Below are 14,767 nucleotides of genomic sequence, written 5' to 3'. Positions count from 1 at the left end.
TCATCGCGCCTACTCCACCCAATCCCGGTCCAGACGCCGCGAGGCCAGGAAGAACAGCAGGGCGGCCAGCAGGTAGAAGCCCATGCCGGTATAGATCGCCCAGCGCAGGGATTCGGCCCCGAAGGTCGGCTTCAGGAAGTCGGCCATGGCGCCGAAATAATAGACCCCGACGGCGATCCCCAAGAGGTTGTTGATCAGCAGGAACAGGGCCGAGGCCGTGGTCCGCATGGGCGCGGGCGCCAGGTGCTGCACGGCCGCCGTGACGGGACCCAGCCAGGCCAGGTTCAGGCCCGTGGGGACCAGGAAGATCACGAAGGCCAGGGCCAGCGAAGCATTGCCACCCAGACCACCGACCAGCGATCCGCTGTTCATGGCCAGCAGGAAGCAGGGCACCGAGATCAGGAAGGCCACGGCCGGGGTCAGCGGGTAGCCGGCCTTGGACTTGGCGCCCAGGCGGTCGGCCATCACGCCGCCCATCCAGATGCCGACCACCCCGCCCAGGAAGGCGATGCCCGAATAATACCAGGCGGTCTGGGACAGGGTCAGGCCCAGGCTGCGCATGAAGAACGACGGCAGCCAGGCCGCGACGCCATAGCCGCAGACCGACGACGCCGCCGCGCCCAGGGCCAGCAGCCAGAAGCTGGGCTTGGCCGCCAGCAGGCTCGCCACCTCGCGCAGCGGGGCGGCCGGAGCGGGCGCGACGGGCGGCGCATTGGGCGCGCGATCGGCGCCGCCGCGCGGCGGGTCGCGGACGACGAGGCGGAAGATCGGGGCCAGCATCACCCCCATCGCGCCGACGACGATGAAGGCCGTGCGCCAGCCGTAGTGCACGGCCAGCAGGCCGCCGACCAGGGTGCCGGCCGCCGTGCCCAGCGGGATGCCGAACGCGTAGGCCGCCAGGGCCCGGGCGCGCTGGTGCTTGGGGAAATAGTCCGAGATCAGCGAATAGGCCGGAGCCACGCCGCCGGCCTCGCCGATGCCCACGCCCATGCGGGCCAGGAACAGATGCGAGAAGCTGCCGACCACGCCGCACAGGGCGGTGAAGCCGCTCCACAGGGTCAGGGCGGCGGTCATGATCCAGACGCGGCTGAAACGGTCCGCCAGCCAGGCGATCGGGATGGCCAGGGTCGTGTAGAGCAGGGCGAAGGCCAGACCGCCCATCAGGCCGAACTGGGCGTCGGTCAGGCCGAACTCGTCCTTGATCGGCTTGGCCAGGATGCCGAGGATCTGCCGGTCCAGGAAGTTGAAGGTGTAGGCGAGGATCAGCATCGCCAGGACCACGTAGCGATAGCCCGAGCCCTGCTGCGTCTTCGCTTCCGTCTGCTGCTGCTCGCTCATCGCCGCCCCCTACGCCACTGCCTGTGTCTACACAAAGAAAGGGCGGGACTTGTTGCAGCAAGTCCCGCCGCGGAGCCTGCCCGGTTCAGATGCAATCTGAACCGGACAAGCAGGCTCCAGCCTTAAGTTGGGGCGTGATAGCCGCCGAAACCGGCATCCACTTTCGGCTATCACGCCCGCTGATCGCCTAGATAATTAGAACGCCACCTCGATCGAGCCGGCGACGGTGCGCGGCGGGCCGTAGAAGCCGATCACCGAGTTGTTGTAGGTCGGCGCCCCGAAGTTGTAGCCGCCGGTGCGGTACTTCTCGTTGGTCAGGTTCTTGCCGGTCAGGGCCAGCTTGTACTTGCCGCCCGGAGCGGTCCAGATCGCCGTCAGGTCGACCAGGGTGAAGGCCTTCTGGTCGAGGGCCGGCAGCGGCTGTTCGAACTGCTGGTACTTGTCGCGGTAGCTGACCATCGGGGTGATGGCGATGTCGCCGCCGGCCAGGTCCGCGCGCCAGGTCAGGCTGACATTGCCGGTGAATTCCGGCGTGTTCTGGAAGCCGTAGAGGTCGGCGACGTTGATCACCTGGCCGGTGGCCAGGACCGTCGACGGGTTCAGCGGGTTCGGCGCGCCGGCCGGCACGAAGCGGCTGAAGGTGTCGTACTTGGCGTGGATGTAGCCGAGCGCGACATTGCCGGTCAGGTGCTGGTTGAACTTGGCGCTGGCTTCGAACTCGGCGCCGTACAGGGTCGAGGCGCCGGCGTTGTCGACCGAGCTGGCGATGCCCGAGGGCACCACGACCTGGGTCGTGACCTGCTGGTTGGTATATTTCGACAGGAAGATCGCTGACGAGAACGACACGCGGCGATCCAGGGCGTAGCCCTTCAGGCCGGCCTCGTAGGTCTTCACGACTTCGGGCAGATAGCCCTGGGTCGTCTGCGGGGTGATGAACGCGTCGCCGCGCATGTCCCAGCCGCCCGACTTGTAGCCCTTCGAGAACGAGGCGTAGGTGTTCAGGTCGTCGCTGAGCTCGTACGAGACCGAGATGCGCGGCGTGAACTGCTCGAACGTGCGGGCGGCGTCATAGTTGGTGCGCACCTGCAGGATCGGACGGTTGGCGCCGCCCTGGTACGGCGACGGCGTGGCGCCCAGATAGAAGAAGCGGAACACGTTGGCGCGCTTGTGGTCGCGGGTGGCGCGGGCGCCGAGCGAGACCTTCAGGCGGTCGGTCAGGTTGGCGCTGAAGTCGAAGAAGGCCGCGAAGCTCTGGGTGTTGACCTTGCCGCCGTCGGCGATCGAGACGCCCAGATTGCCGGCGATGGTGTCGAACTCGCCCGAGGCCTGGCTGTTCATGTAGTACAGGCCAAAGACGCCCTGAACGTTTTCGTCCGCATAGACGGCCTGCAGCTCCTGCGAGAACGAGCGGTCGTCATAGGTGGCCGGCACGTCCAGCGTCGGCAGCGGGGTGCCGTCGAAGTCGATCAGGGTCTGGGTATGACCCTTGCGGTTGGCGGTGATCGACTTGAACGTCAGGTTCTGGGTGGCGTCCCACTGGCCGGTCAGCGACAGGCCTTCGGTCTTGACGCGGTTCTTGTCGCCCAGGCCGGCTTGCGTGTCGTAGATGTCGAGGATCGGATAGGCGCCGACGGTCGGCAGGGTCTCGCGGTGACCATGACGCGGGTTCGACTTGTCCACGACCTTGTCATAGGCCAGGCGGAAGAACAGATCCTCGGTCGGCTTGTACTCGGCGCTCAGGCGATAGGCCTGGACGTCCTTGTCGTACTGGTCGGCGCCCGTGGTCAGGTTCTTGCCGTAGCCGTCGCGCTTGTAGACGGCGTAGGCGCCGCCCACCGACAGGCCGCCGCCGACCGGCGTCTGGCCGGTGACCATCAGGTCGGTCTGGTTATAGCTGCCATAGGTCGCGCGAACCTTGGCGCCGGCCTCGTCGCCCAGGCGCTTGGTCACGTACTTGATGGCGCCGCCGATGGTGTTGCGGCCGTACAGCGTGCCCTGCGGGCCGCGCAGCACTTCGATGCGCTCGATGTCGAAGATGTCCAGCACCGCGCCCTGCGGACGGTAGATGTAGACGTCGTCGACATAGAGGCCGACGCCGGGCTCGTAGCCCCACAGCGGATCCTGCTGGCCGACGCCGCGGATGTAGCTGATCAGGGTCGAGTTCGAGCCACGGGCGGTCTGCACCGTGATGTTCGGGGTCGTCTGCGAGAGCACGGTGATGTCCGTGCCGCCCGAGCGTTCCAGCTTCTCGGCCGAGAAGGCCGACACGGCCACCGGCACGTCCTTGAGGTTTTCCTCGCGACGACGGGCGGTGACGACCACCTCGTCGACCGAGACGTTGCCGCTTGCCGCCGGAGCCTCTTGCGCCGACGCGACGCCCGCGATCGTGCTCCACGCCGCGCCAGCCAACAGCGCGGCCTTCCACATCGAAGTCATGGGGTTCCCTCCCTTGCGTTCCGCCCGTCCGAGCCGGATCCGTCTTATGCGGACGCGTGCTCGGGGTTCGCCATTTCATCGAACAGCGAATTGCAGGCACCATCACCCGAACCGGCGCCAAGCGCCAGCACTTTTTCATCAAGTGATGAAAAAGAATGTGAGCGGATAATCCTCGGATGGAAAGCCGGCGTTCCGCCGCGCTAAGCCTTGGCGATGACGGCTTCGAAGCCAGCCGCGCAGTACGAGAACAGGCGCCGGCGGACCGCCTCCAGGTCGCTGGAGCGGCACTCGCCTTCCGACAGCGAGTCGATCCGCCCGGTCTCGGACAGCGACAGCATCATCGATCCGGTCAGGAACTGGTAGCACCAGTAAAGGTCGCGATAGGCCGCCTCCGGCCGGACGATCTTCAGGGTCTCGACCAGCTGGTGAACCACCGGATCGAAGAACCGGGCCATGGTCTCGCCGCCCCAGGCCGGGGTGTTGTTCACCTGGGCGACCAGGACGAAGTAGCTCTTCCAGCCGGCCCCGCCCTCTCGCGAGATGCGCAGCAGCGGATCGATGAAGGCCTCGATCACCCCCTCGACCGTCATGGACCCCGCGTCGTGCGCCGCCACATAGGCGTTCATCGACGCCTCGCGGGCCTGGTTCAGGATCTCGGCGCGGCGCAGGAACACCGCGTCGAACAGCTCGCGCTTGGCCCCGAAATAATAGTGGATCAGCGCCGTATCGACGCCGGCCTCCGCCGCCACCTGGCGTGTCGTCACCCCATGGAAGCCGTGACGGGCGAACAGCCCCTCGGCGGCGTCGAGGATGGTTTCCTTGAGATCCAGTCCCTTGGCCTTGGACGGACGGCCCCGCCCGCTGGCGCGGGTCTTGGTTGCGGTCATGAAAGTCGAGGTCCGCCGTGGTTGCGCTCCGTCCTCGGATAGGCGCATCCCGGCGGACCTGGCAAGGGACCCCTGTTATCCAAGCTCGTTCTCTAGGCCTGGACGAACACGCCGTGGAAGGTCACCGGCAGGGCCACGGGCGCCCGCCAGAGGGTCAGCCCAGGAACACGGTCCAGAGCAGGCGGCCGGGGATGAAGGCGAAGAGGCCGGCCAGCAGCAGGCCGCCGGTGAACATGCCGGTCATGGCCCGGCGGTGGGCGGCGACCCTGCCGCGCTTGACGGCGTAGACGGCGCCCGGCAGGCCGACGATGGTCCAGCCCGACAGCAGGTGGATGAAGCTGAAGGCGCCGTGGTTGAGCTCGCGGATGAACAGCGAACTGACCGCCGTGGTCCCCATGGCCAGCACCCAGGTCCAGCCCAGCAGCTTGTGCAGGCCCGTGCCCTTCACCCGCATCATCAACGCGACGCCGATGACCAGGGCGGTCAGGGCCGAGAGCAGGTGCAGCCTGATGACGGCGGGCGCTTCGGCGATCCGCGACAGGTCGGGCGCGTGGGGATGGAACGGAATGCGCGCGGCATGGCCCGCGAGGTCGGCGAACATGCCAGTAGCCGCGACGCCGACCACGCCAACCGCCAGCACGACGCCCACGGCGGCCTTTCTCAGGGTGTCGTTGCGAAGCGCCGCCAGAGCGATTGACTTGCCGTTCTCATCCATCTTCCTTCACTCCCGGTTCGGTCCGGCGGGTTCGTCTCGCCGTCGAAAGCCTTGTTGGAGTGGGCGTTCTCTTGTCTCAATCGCCGTTGCGCCAATCGCCACCGTCCTTTCGCGAGCGGCTGGGGGACGCCGTTCACGCTTCGCGAATGGCGCTGACCTCGCGCGAGGCGGTGCGCGGCTATCTGGTGTCGGGCGGGGCCGGCGTGTTCCTGGCGCTGATCGGCGCCCTGGGCTCGGGCCAGGCGCCGCTGCTCACGCGGCTGGCCTACTGGGTCGGACTGTGCGTCGCCGGCGCGGTCGTGGGCACGGGCGTCACCCAGGTGATCGGCCGCGACGGCCGCGCCGACGGCCGCCCCTGGCTGTACGGCGCCCTGACGGTCATCGCCATCACCCTGCCGTTCACGGCCTTCGTCTGGTTCGTCAGCGAGAGCGTGTTCCAGCGCGGGATCCGGATGGAGACCCTGCCCCGCTACCTGGCGCCGGTGTTCATCGTCACCGCGGCGATGACGGCCCTGAACTTCCTGGTCCAGCGCGAACCCGCCCAGACCCACGCGGCGCCAACGGGCGCCCCCGCCCCGCGCTTTCTGGATCGCCTGCCGGCCAAGCTGCGCGGCGCCGAGCTCTACGCCGTCGAGGCGCAGGACCACTATCTGCGCCTGCATACCTCGCGCGGTCAGGACCTGATCCTGATGCGCCTGTCGGACGCCGTGGCCGAACTGGAGGGCATCGAGGGCGCCCAGACCCACCGCTCGTGGTGGGTGGCCAAGGCGGCGGTCGACGGCGCCCGGCGCGGCGACGGCCGGGCGACCCTGCGGCTGAAGGGCGACGTCGAGGCGCCCGTCAGCCGCGCCTACGCCAAGGCCCTGCGAGAAGCCGGCTGGTTCTGATCAGCCCGCCTTCGCCTAGCCGAAGTGGATGTCGACGCTGCCCGCACCGGTCCCGACGGTCAGGCCGGTGACGCCCACCAGACGGATCAGGCCGTCGCCGGTATTGACCCCGACCGTGGCGTCCTGGTGGTAGATGTAGGTGTCGCCGTTCCACTCGAAGACACCCGTGCCGTTGGCCGACACCTGGCTGGAAGCGTTGATCAGCGCCTGTTCCAGGGTGGTGGCGGAGCCGGCGCTGATGCCGGTGGTCACCGCCGGGATCACCGTCCCCAGATCGACGTGGTCCACGCCCTTCTCGAAGTCGGTGAGGGTGGCGAAGGTCGTCACCTTGTTGTTCGCGACGCTAAGGTTCGAGAAGCGCGGCGCGGAGACGCCGTTCTCGTACAGCTTGAAGACGTCCGAGCCCGCGCCCAGGGTGAAGGTCGACACGGACGCCCCAAGCAAGTCGGCGGCCACGCTGTCATTGTAGGCCGACAGCACGACGGTGTTCGGGACGCCGCCCGAGCCGCCGATCCCGAGGACGTCGATCCCCGCCGAGCTGGAGGCGTCCAGGTTGTGGGTCGTGAGGTTGTAGCCGCCCTCGCTGCCGATGAAGTTGGCGGTCAGGTGGCCGGTCCCGACAACGACGACCTTGCCGTTGGAGTAAGGCCCGTCGACGGTCTGCGAGTTGATGAGGGCCAGCGTGCTGTCGCTCTGGACGTGCACGACCAGCGCCCCGTCATTGCCGGTGACCACCAGCTGGGTCGGCGTGGCGTTGCTGCTGGTGACGTTGTTCAGATAGGCGTTCACGACGGGGGCCCCGACCTGCGCCGAGGACATGCCGGTGATCACCAGGTCGACGTGGTAGTTGACCTTCAGCGTACCGCCGGCGACCCCGTCCATCTTCAGCGCCACGTTCTGGGCGAGGTTGTCGATCCGCGTCGAGATCGACGACTTCAGGGTGACGTCCTGCAGGCCGGTGTAGTTCGTGGCCACCAGCGGCATGACCGTGGTCGTGCCCAGGGTCGGCGAGGTGAATGATAGCTTGAAGTTCTCGAGCACCAGGTGCTCGACATTGGTGATCTGGGTCTTGTCGAACAGGTCGGTGTCGGCGCCCATCACCAGGGTGTCGTCGCCAGCGCCGCCGTCGACGATGGCGCCGTTGATCATCTTGCCGACCGTGATCAGGTCGTTGCCGGCTCCGCCGCTGATCTTGCCGTTCGGCGCGCCGCCCAGAACGTCGACCGCGGCGTTCAGCTGACCGACGCTGATCGTGTCGTTGCCGTCGCCGCCGTCGATATAGCCGCCGACCGCGCCCGAGAAGGTGACGATGTCGTGGCCGCCGCTGACGAGGATCGCGCCGCTGTTGGTCGTTCCCGTGACCGTGTCGTTGTTGGTCGTCGAGCGCAGGGCCGCATTGGTCGCGTCGGGCGAGACGCTCTGGGTGTCGGTCACCGCGATGGTCGCGCCGGCCGCGTAGGTCGACTGCTCGCCATAGGCCCCCACCAGGCTGGTGTTGAAGCTCGCCTGGCCATCATTGGCGAGGTCGGCCAGGAAGGCGTCGTTGGCCTTGGCGTAGACGCCGATATGCTCTTTGGCGGCCACGGCCAGCAGGAAGCCGACCAGAGCGCCCTTGGTCCCCAGGCCGTTCGCGCCGTCGCCGCCGTAGTAGGCGAAGTACTCCGCGCGGGTGAAGGTCCCGCCCAGGCCGTTGGGCACCTGGGCGGTCAGGATGGTGTCGATCAGGCCCGCCGCCGGGGCGAAGCCAAAGATCTCGCCATAGGCTTTGGTCGCCGCGGCGGCCAGGTCCAGCGCGCCATAGGCGGCGGTGAAGGCGTCCTTGCCCGCGCCGTTCTTGCCCAGATTGACCGCGAAGTTGATGAAGCGGTTCTCGGCCGAGAACGACTGGTAGTAGGCCGAGTTGAGGTTGTTGGGGTTCCCGCCGTTCGGCGAGATCAGATAGTCCAGGCCAAGCGCCGTCGGCGTCGCCCCGGTGAAGAAGTTGTACGAGAGATTGGCCACCGTGGTGGACGCGGTCACCAGCTTGCCGATCTCGATGCGCGCGTCGGCCAGGCTCAGGGTCGAGGCGTCGACGCGCCCGGCCAGGGTCTGCAGGGCGGTCAGGTCCGCCGCGGGGATGTTGGCGAACGGGAGACGCGAGACGTCGCTGTAAGCGGATTTCAGAATTTGAAGCGTAGCCATGACTCAACCTCCGGCACATGTCGCCAGGATTGGTATTGAGTTTGCTGTACACATGCAAGCGGAGCCGTGAAAAATAGTTCGCCCCGGTCGCGCAATGGCCGGGGCGAACTTTCGGTGTCAGGCCTTCCAGCCGCCGCCGAGGGCCTTGTAGATGGCCACGACGTCGGTGTTGACGCCGGTCTCCGCGACGCTGAGGCTGTCCTCGGCGGCCAGCAGGGTGCGCTCGGCGTCCAGCAGCACCAGGAAGTCGATGCCGCCCTCCTTGTACTGGATCCGGGCCAGCTCGGCCGCGCGACGCGAGGCGGCGGCCTGGCTGGTCAGGCTGACCAGTTGGGCCTGCTGCTGGCGGTAGGAGACCAGGGCGTTCTCCAGGTCCTCCAGCGCCCGCAGCACGGTCTGGTCGTAATTGGCCAGGGCCGCGTCGTCGCGGGCCCGCGCCGCCCGCAGGCGGGCATGGGCGCTGCCCAGGTCGAGCGCCGGCCAGCTGACGCTGGGGGCCACGGACCAGGCCTTGCTGGCCCCGGCGCCGAAGCCGGCCGAGGTTCCCGACAGGAAGCCGACGAAGCCGGTCACCGAGACGCGCGGGAAGAGGTCGGCCGTGGCCACCCCAACCTGGGCGGTCTGCGAGGCCAGGCGACGCTCGGCCGCCTGCACGTCCGGACGGCGGCGCAGCAGATCGCCGGCCTCGCCGATCGGCAGGGCGGTGATCAACGGACGGGTGTCGACATCGCGCGGGACCAGCAGGGCGTCCAGCGCGCCGGGACGCTGACCCGTCAGGACCGCCAGGCGGTAGTTGGCGCGCTTCTCGGCCGTGATCAGGCCCGGAATCGCCGCTTCGGTGGCGTTCAGGCGGGCCTGAGCGCTGGCCACGTCGATCGGGCTGCCGGCCCCGGCGTCGAACCGCACCTTGGTCAGGCGCAAGGTCTCGCGCTGGGTCTCGAGGTTGCGGTTGGCGACCTTCAGCCGGGCCTGGGCGCCGCGCAGTTCGAGATAATTTCGAGCGACTTCCGCCGCGACCGTGACCTGGGCGTCGCGCAGCTCGGCCTGGGCCGCGCCGGCTTCCGCCCCCGCCGCCTCGACGCCGCGACGGACGCGCCCGAAGAGGTCGATCTCCCAGCCGGCGTCGAAGCCGGCCTGGTAGGTCTGGCTCTCGACGCGCTGGCCGTTCGAGCCGGGCTGCTGCTGGTTGCTCTTCACATAGGTCCCGTCGGCGGTGACATGCGGCAGCAGATCCAGCTTCTGTTCGGTGAACAGGGCCCGGGCCTCGGCCACACGGGCCACGGCGATTTTCAGGTCCAGATTGGCCGAGAAGGCCTGGCCGACCAGCTGGTCCAGCACCGGGTCACCGAACGCCTTCCACCATTCGGCTTCCGGATTGGCGGCGGTGAAGACGGCCGGGTCGGCGTTCTGGAAGGCCGCCGGCGGGGTCGCCGGCGCCTTGTAGTTCGGCCCCACCGCGCAGGCGGCGGCCGTCAGGGAAATGCCGGCGATGAGGGCCAGCTTGAAGAGGGTCATGGCGGACCTCGAAGGTCTCCCTTCCCCCTTTGACGGGGGAAGGGTGGGGATGGGGGTGGAAGCGGTTCCGGAGGTGGCGCGCATCAGTGGCTCTCCACCGGCGCAGCCGCGATCCGCGCCGCCTTGCTCGCGGCCCGGCGGGCGGCGGAGCGACGGATGACGTAGTAGAAGATCGGCGTCAGGATCAGGCCGAAGACCGTGACGCCGAGCATGCCGGAGAACACCGCCACGCCCATCGCCTTGCGCATCTCGGAACCCGCGCCGTGGCTGACGACCAGCGGCCACACGCCCATGATGAAGGCGATCGAGGTCATCAGGATCGGCCGCAGGCGAAGGCGACAGGCTTCCAGCACCGCTTGCAGCGGCGTGTCGCCATGTTCCTCGCGCTCCTTGGCGAACTCCACGATCAGGATGGCGTTCTTACAGGCCAGCCCCACCAGCACGATCAGCCCGATCTGGGTGAAGATGTTGTTGTCGCCGTGGGTCAGCAGGACGCCGGCCAGGGCGGACAGCAGGGTCATCGGCACGATCAGGATGACGACCAGCGGCAGGCTCCAGCTTTCGTACTGGGCGACCAGCACCAGGAAGGCCAGCAGCACGCACAGCGGGAAGATGTAGACCGCCGAATTGCCGGCCAGGATCTGCTGGTAGGTCAGCTCGGTCCACTCGTAGCCCATGCCATTGGGCAGTTCCTTCTTGGCCAGGTCTTCCAGCGCCTTCTGGGCCTCGCCCGAAGAGTAGCCGGGGGCCGGGCCGCCGTTGATCTCGGCCGTGAGCACGCCGTTGTAGTGGCTCTCGCGATCGGGACCGGTGGCTTCCTTGAAGCTGACGAAGCTGCCCAGCGGGATCATCTGGCCCGACCCGTTGCGCGTCTGCAGGCGCAGCATCTGCTCGGGCTGCAGGCGGAAGCTCTGGTCGGCCTGGACGTTGACCTCGTAGGTGCGGCCAAAGCGGTTGAAGTCGTTGACGTACAGCGAGCCCAGATAGACCTGCATGGTCTCGAACAGGTCGGTCAGCGACACGCCCGAGGCCCGGGCCTTTTCGCGGTCGATATTGGCTTCGATCTTCGGCACGCTGACCTGGTAGGTCGAGAACACCCCGACCAGGGCCGGATCCTTGCGGGCCTTGTCGATCAGGTTCTGGGTCTGCTTGTTCAGCTCGTCAGGACCCAGGCCCGCCTTGTCGACGATCTGCATGCGGAAGCCGCCGATCGTGCCCAGGCCCTGCACCGAAGGCGGCGGGAAGACCGCGATCTGGGCGTCGGGAATGGCGCCGAACTTGGCGTTCAGCTCGCCGACGATGGCGTTGGCCGACATCGACTTGTCCTTGCGCTCCTTGAAGTCGGCCAGCGGGAAGAACACCGCGCCGGAGTTGGGGCTGTTGATGAAGCCGTTGGCCGACAGGCCGGGGAAGGCCACCGAGTGCTTGATGCCCGGCACCTTCATGGCGATGTCGCCCATCTGACGGATGACGGCTTCGGTGCGGTCCAGCGACGCGGCGTCGGGCAGTTGCACCACGGCGACGACATAGGCCTTGTCCTGCTGCGGCACGAAGCCGCCCGGGGTCTTGGCGAAGGCGCCGAACGTCAGCAGCAGCAGCACGCCGTAGATGATCAGGCCGGCGGTCGACTTGCCCAGGCTCTTGGCCACGCCGTTGACGTAGCCGTTCGAAGCCCTGGCGAAGAAGCGGTTGAACGGGTTGAACAACCAGCCCAGCGCCGCGTCGATCATCTTCTGGAAGCGGTCCTTCGGCGCGTCGTGGCTCTTGAGGAGCACGGCGGCCAGGGCCGGCGACAGGGTCAGGGAGTTGAAGGCCGAGATCACCGTCGAGATGGCGATGGTCAGGGCGAACTGACGGTAGAACTGGCCCGACAGGCCGGTGATGAAGGCGGTCGGGATGAACACCGCGCACAGCACCAGGGCCGTGGAGATGATCGGTCCGGTGACCTCGCTCATGGCCTTGCGGGTGGCCGCGGCCGGTTCGAGGCCGTTGGAGATGTTCCGCTCGACGTTCTCGACCACGACGATGGCGTCGTCGACGACGATGCCGATGGCCAGGACCAGGCCGAACAGGGTCAGGGCGTTGAGGCCGAAGCCCAGCATCAGCAGCACCGCGAAGGTGCCGACCAGCGAGACGGGCACGGCGATCAGCGGAATGACCGAGGCGCGCCAGCCCTGCAGGAACAGCACCACCACCAGAACCACCAGGATGATGGCCTCGATCAGGGTGTGGACCACCGAGTCGATGCTCTCCTGCACGAAGGCGGTCGTGTCGTAGATGATCTCGTAGTCGACGCCTTCGGGGAACTCCTTCTTCAGCTCCTTCATCGTCTTCTTGATGTCGGCGGCCATCTGCAGGGCGTTCGAACCCGGACGCTGGAAGATCGGCATGGCGACGGCCGACTTGTTGTCGAGCAAGCTGCGCAGGGCGTAGTTGTTGGCGCCCAACTCCACGCGGGCCACTTCGCCCAGGCGGGTGATCTCGCCGTTCTCACCCGAGCGGATGATCACGTCGCGGAACTGCTCCTCGTCGGTCAGGCGGCCGGGGGCGTTGATCGACAGCTGGAAGTCCGCGCCCGTGTTGGTGGGCGGCGCGCCCAGCTGGCCGGCGGCGACCTGAACGTTCTGCTCGCGCAGCGCCTTGACCACGTCGCCGGCCGTCATGTTCAGCGAGGCCAGCTTTTCCGGATCCAGCCACACGCGCATCGAGTACGCGCCCGCGCCGAAGATCTGCACGTCGCCCACGCCATCGACGCGCTTGAGGCGGTCGCGGACGTTCAGCTGCGCGTAGTTGCTCAGATAGAGCATGTCGTAGCGGTTGTTGGGCGAGATCATGTGCACGACCAGGGTCAGGTCGGGCGAGGCCTTGTCGGTGGTCACGCCGATGCGCTGCACCTCCTGGGGCAGCTTCGGCAGGGCCTGGGCGACGCGGTTCTGCACCTGCACCTGGGCCTTATCGAGATCGGTCCCAAGGGCGAAGGTGACGGTCAGGATCATCGCGCCGTCGGAGGCCGACTGCGACGACTGGTAGATCATGCCCTCGACGCCGTTGATCGCCTGCTCCAGCGGAGCGGCGACGGTCTGGCCGATGACGGAGGGGTTGGCGCCCGGATAGGCGGCGCGCACGACCACGGTCGGCGGCACCACTTCGGGATATTCGCTGATCGGCAGCTGGGGCAGAGCCACCAGGCCGGCGATGAAGATGACGATGGAGAGCACGGCCGCGAAACGCGGTCGGCTCACGAAGAATTTCGAGAAGTTCATGGCGGTCGATCCGGGGAGGAGCCGATGGGGTAAGCGTCGGGCATGCAGGGCCCCTCCCCGCCATCCGGCGAGCGACAGGAACCGAGAAAACCCTGGAAAAAGACGCCCGACTCGTCACGCGAGCCGGGCGTTACGCTTCAGGTTCGAACCTAGTTCTGGCCGGCGGAGCGACTGACCGCGATCTGGCGGCCGCCGACTTCCAGTTGGCTGAGGTCGGCCAGGTCGGTCTTGACCTTGACCGGCGCGACGGTGTCGCCCGGCTTGACCTTCTGCAGGCCGCCGACGACCACCCGGTCGCCGGGCTTCAGACCCGAGCGGATGATGCGCAGGTTGCCGGCCAGCGGACCAACCTCGACCGGGCGGTACTCGGCCTTGTTGTTTCCGTTCACGACCACGACGAAGCGCTTGCCCAGGTCGGTCGCGATGGCGCGATCGGGGGCCAGGGCCACGACCTGGCTCTCGGCGCTGACCAGGCGAATGCGGGCGAACAGGCCCGGCGTGAAGCGGCCGTCGGCATTGGCGAAGATCGCCCGGCCGTTGATGGTGCCGCTCTTGGCGTCCAGGGCGTTGTCGATGAACGACAGCTTGCCCTCGTGCGGATAACCGTCCTCGGTGATCAGGCCCATATAGACCGGGCTGCCCTTGCCGCGTTCGGCCGAGGCGTACTTCAGGAAGGTCTGCTCGTCGGCGTTGAACTCGGCGTAGATCGGGGTGTCGGACACCACGGTCGTCATCAGCGAGGACTGGGTGACCAGGTTGCCGCGGGTGATGATGGTCTTGGAGATCCGGCCGTCGATCGGCGAGGTCACCTTGGTCCATTCCAGGTTCAGGCGGGCGGTCTGGTAGGCCGCCTGGGCCGCCGAGACATTGGCCTGGGCCGCGCGCTCTTCCGAGGCGAGGCGGTCGAATTCGCTCTGGGCCAGGGCGTTCTGATCGATCAGGCGACGGCCGCGTTCGCGGTTGATGCTGGCCAGGTCCAGCTGGGCCTTGGCGCGCGACACCTCGGCGGCGGCGCGGTCGGCCTCGGCCTTGTAGGGGCGCGGGTCGATCTGGAAGAGCACCTGGCCCTTACGGACGCGAGCGCCCTCGGCGAACTGCGCGCCGTCGACATAACCGCTGACGCGCGGACGGATCTCGACGGTGTCGATCGGCTCGAGGCGGCCGGTGAAGTCGTCCCACTGGCGGAGCGACTTGAAGGCGACGTCGGCGACGGTGACCTGAACGGGCGGCGGGGCGGCGGCCTCCTGCTTGGCCTGGGCCGAGCAAGCGGCCAGCACGGCCACGGCGGCCAGGCCGGCGAAGGACGTGATGACGGGTTGAATACGCATGGGGGAGGACCCTGTCGGGAGGTGAAGCGGGGAGGCGGAAGGAGGGGTTCTTGTTGTCATTCCCAGACTCTCGTCACTCGAAGACGGGCCGCCGTGCGGAGCGTCGGGTGCTCGAGGACCAGGTGTCGCCCAGAGCGCGCACCGTGGATTGTCCAATCCACTGCCGGCTGGGACGCGCCTGAGCTTTTAACAAACCCAGCAAACCCTTGGCTGGCTT

Annotated in this window: 9 protein-coding genes; 1 reads left to right on the top strand and 8 read right to left on the bottom strand. The window is 67.8% G+C overall.

Annotation, left to right across the window (positions count from 1 at the left end; genetic code table 11):
* Positions 1 to 9: 9 nt before the first annotated feature.
* From AC1RJ9_RS04915 to AC1RJ9_RS04900, 4 genes are all read right to left on the bottom strand, one after another.
* Positions 10 to 1,338 (bottom strand): spinster family MFS transporter, encoded by a 1,329-nt coding sequence (locus AC1RJ9_RS04915; RefSeq protein ID WP_492836506.1) that lies wholly within the window; start codon positions 1,336 to 1,338, stop codon positions 10 to 12.
* A gap of 195 nt (positions 1,339 to 1,533) precedes the next feature.
* Positions 1,534 to 3,774, bottom strand: a complete 2,241-nt coding sequence (locus AC1RJ9_RS04910) for a TonB-dependent receptor (protein WP_492836504.1) — start codon at positions 3,772 to 3,774, stop codon at positions 1,534 to 1,536.
* A gap of 200 nt (positions 3,775 to 3,974) precedes the next feature.
* Complete coding sequence (locus AC1RJ9_RS04905; protein ID WP_492836502.1) at positions 3,975 to 4,661, bottom strand: TetR/AcrR family transcriptional regulator; 687 nt, start codon at positions 4,659 to 4,661, stop codon at positions 3,975 to 3,977.
* A 154-nt stretch (positions 4,662 to 4,815) separates the two neighbouring features.
* Positions 4,816 to 5,376 (bottom strand): DUF2306 domain-containing protein, encoded by a 561-nt coding sequence (locus AC1RJ9_RS04900; RefSeq protein ID WP_492836500.1) that lies wholly within the window; start codon positions 5,374 to 5,376, stop codon positions 4,816 to 4,818.
* Between the two features lie 146 nt (positions 5,377 to 5,522).
* On the opposite strand from AC1RJ9_RS04900, the gene AC1RJ9_RS04895 reads away from it, so the two are divergent.
* Positions 5,523 to 6,263 carry a LytTR family DNA-binding domain-containing protein gene (locus AC1RJ9_RS04895; RefSeq protein WP_492836498.1) on the top strand — a complete coding sequence of 247 codons (741 nt, stop codon included), beginning with the start codon at positions 5,523 to 5,525 and terminating at the stop codon, positions 6,261 to 6,263.
* A 15-nt stretch (positions 6,264 to 6,278) separates the two neighbouring features.
* On the opposite strand, the gene AC1RJ9_RS04890 is transcribed toward AC1RJ9_RS04895, so the two are convergent.
* From AC1RJ9_RS04890 to AC1RJ9_RS04875, 4 genes are all read right to left on the bottom strand, one after another.
* Complete coding sequence (locus AC1RJ9_RS04890) at positions 6,279 to 8,444, bottom strand: hypothetical protein (protein ID WP_492836496.1); 2,166 nt, start codon at positions 8,442 to 8,444, stop codon at positions 6,279 to 6,281.
* Between the two features lie 117 nt (positions 8,445 to 8,561).
* On the bottom strand, positions 8,562 to 9,959 hold the full coding sequence (locus AC1RJ9_RS04885) for an efflux transporter outer membrane subunit (RefSeq protein WP_492836494.1): 1,398 nt from the start codon (positions 9,957 to 9,959) through the stop codon (positions 8,562 to 8,564).
* A gap of 83 nt (positions 9,960 to 10,042) precedes the next feature.
* Positions 10,043 to 13,222, bottom strand: coding sequence for an efflux RND transporter permease subunit (locus AC1RJ9_RS04880; RefSeq protein ID WP_492836492.1), 3,180 nt, complete (start codon positions 13,220 to 13,222; stop codon positions 10,043 to 10,045).
* 149 nt (positions 13,223 to 13,371) lie between these two features.
* Positions 13,372 to 14,550 carry an efflux RND transporter periplasmic adaptor subunit gene (locus AC1RJ9_RS04875; protein ID WP_492836490.1) on the bottom strand — a complete coding sequence of 393 codons (1,179 nt, stop codon included), beginning with the start codon at positions 14,548 to 14,550 and terminating at the stop codon, positions 13,372 to 13,374.
* Positions 14,551 to 14,767: the final 217 nt, after the last annotated feature.

The organism is Caulobacter sp. GW822-FHT07D08, from assembly GCF_058798735.1.
This window is presented reverse-complemented; position numbering and strand designations above follow the sequence as displayed.

Coding starts and splice junctions, on each gene's coding strand:
- AC1RJ9_RS04915 (WP_492836506.1), bottom strand. CDS start 1,338: ATGAGCGAGCAGCAGCAGACGGAAGCGAAGACGCAGCAGGGCTCGGGC.
- AC1RJ9_RS04910 (WP_492836504.1), bottom strand. CDS start 3,774: ATGACTTCGATGTGGAAGGCCGCGCTGTTGGCTGGCGCGGCGTGGAGC.
- AC1RJ9_RS04905 (WP_492836502.1), bottom strand. CDS start 4,661: ATGACCGCAACCAAGACCCGCGCCAGCGGGCGGGGCCGTCCGTCCAAG.
- AC1RJ9_RS04900 (WP_492836500.1), bottom strand. CDS start 5,376: ATGGATGAGAACGGCAAGTCAATCGCTCTGGCGGCGCTTCGCAACGAC.
- AC1RJ9_RS04895 (WP_492836498.1), top strand. CDS start 5,523: ATGGCGCTGACCTCGCGCGAGGCGGTGCGCGGCTATCTGGTGTCGGGC.
- AC1RJ9_RS04890 (WP_492836496.1), bottom strand. CDS start 8,444: ATGGCTACGCTTCAAATTCTGAAATCCGCTTACAGCGACGTCTCGCGT.
- AC1RJ9_RS04885 (WP_492836494.1), bottom strand. CDS start 9,959: ATGACCCTCTTCAAGCTGGCCCTCATCGCCGGCATTTCCCTGACGGCC.
- AC1RJ9_RS04880 (WP_492836492.1), bottom strand. CDS start 13,222: ATGAACTTCTCGAAATTCTTCGTGAGCCGACCGCGTTTCGCGGCCGTG.
- AC1RJ9_RS04875 (WP_492836490.1), bottom strand. CDS start 14,550: ATGCGTATTCAACCCGTCATCACGTCCTTCGCCGGCCTGGCCGCCGTG.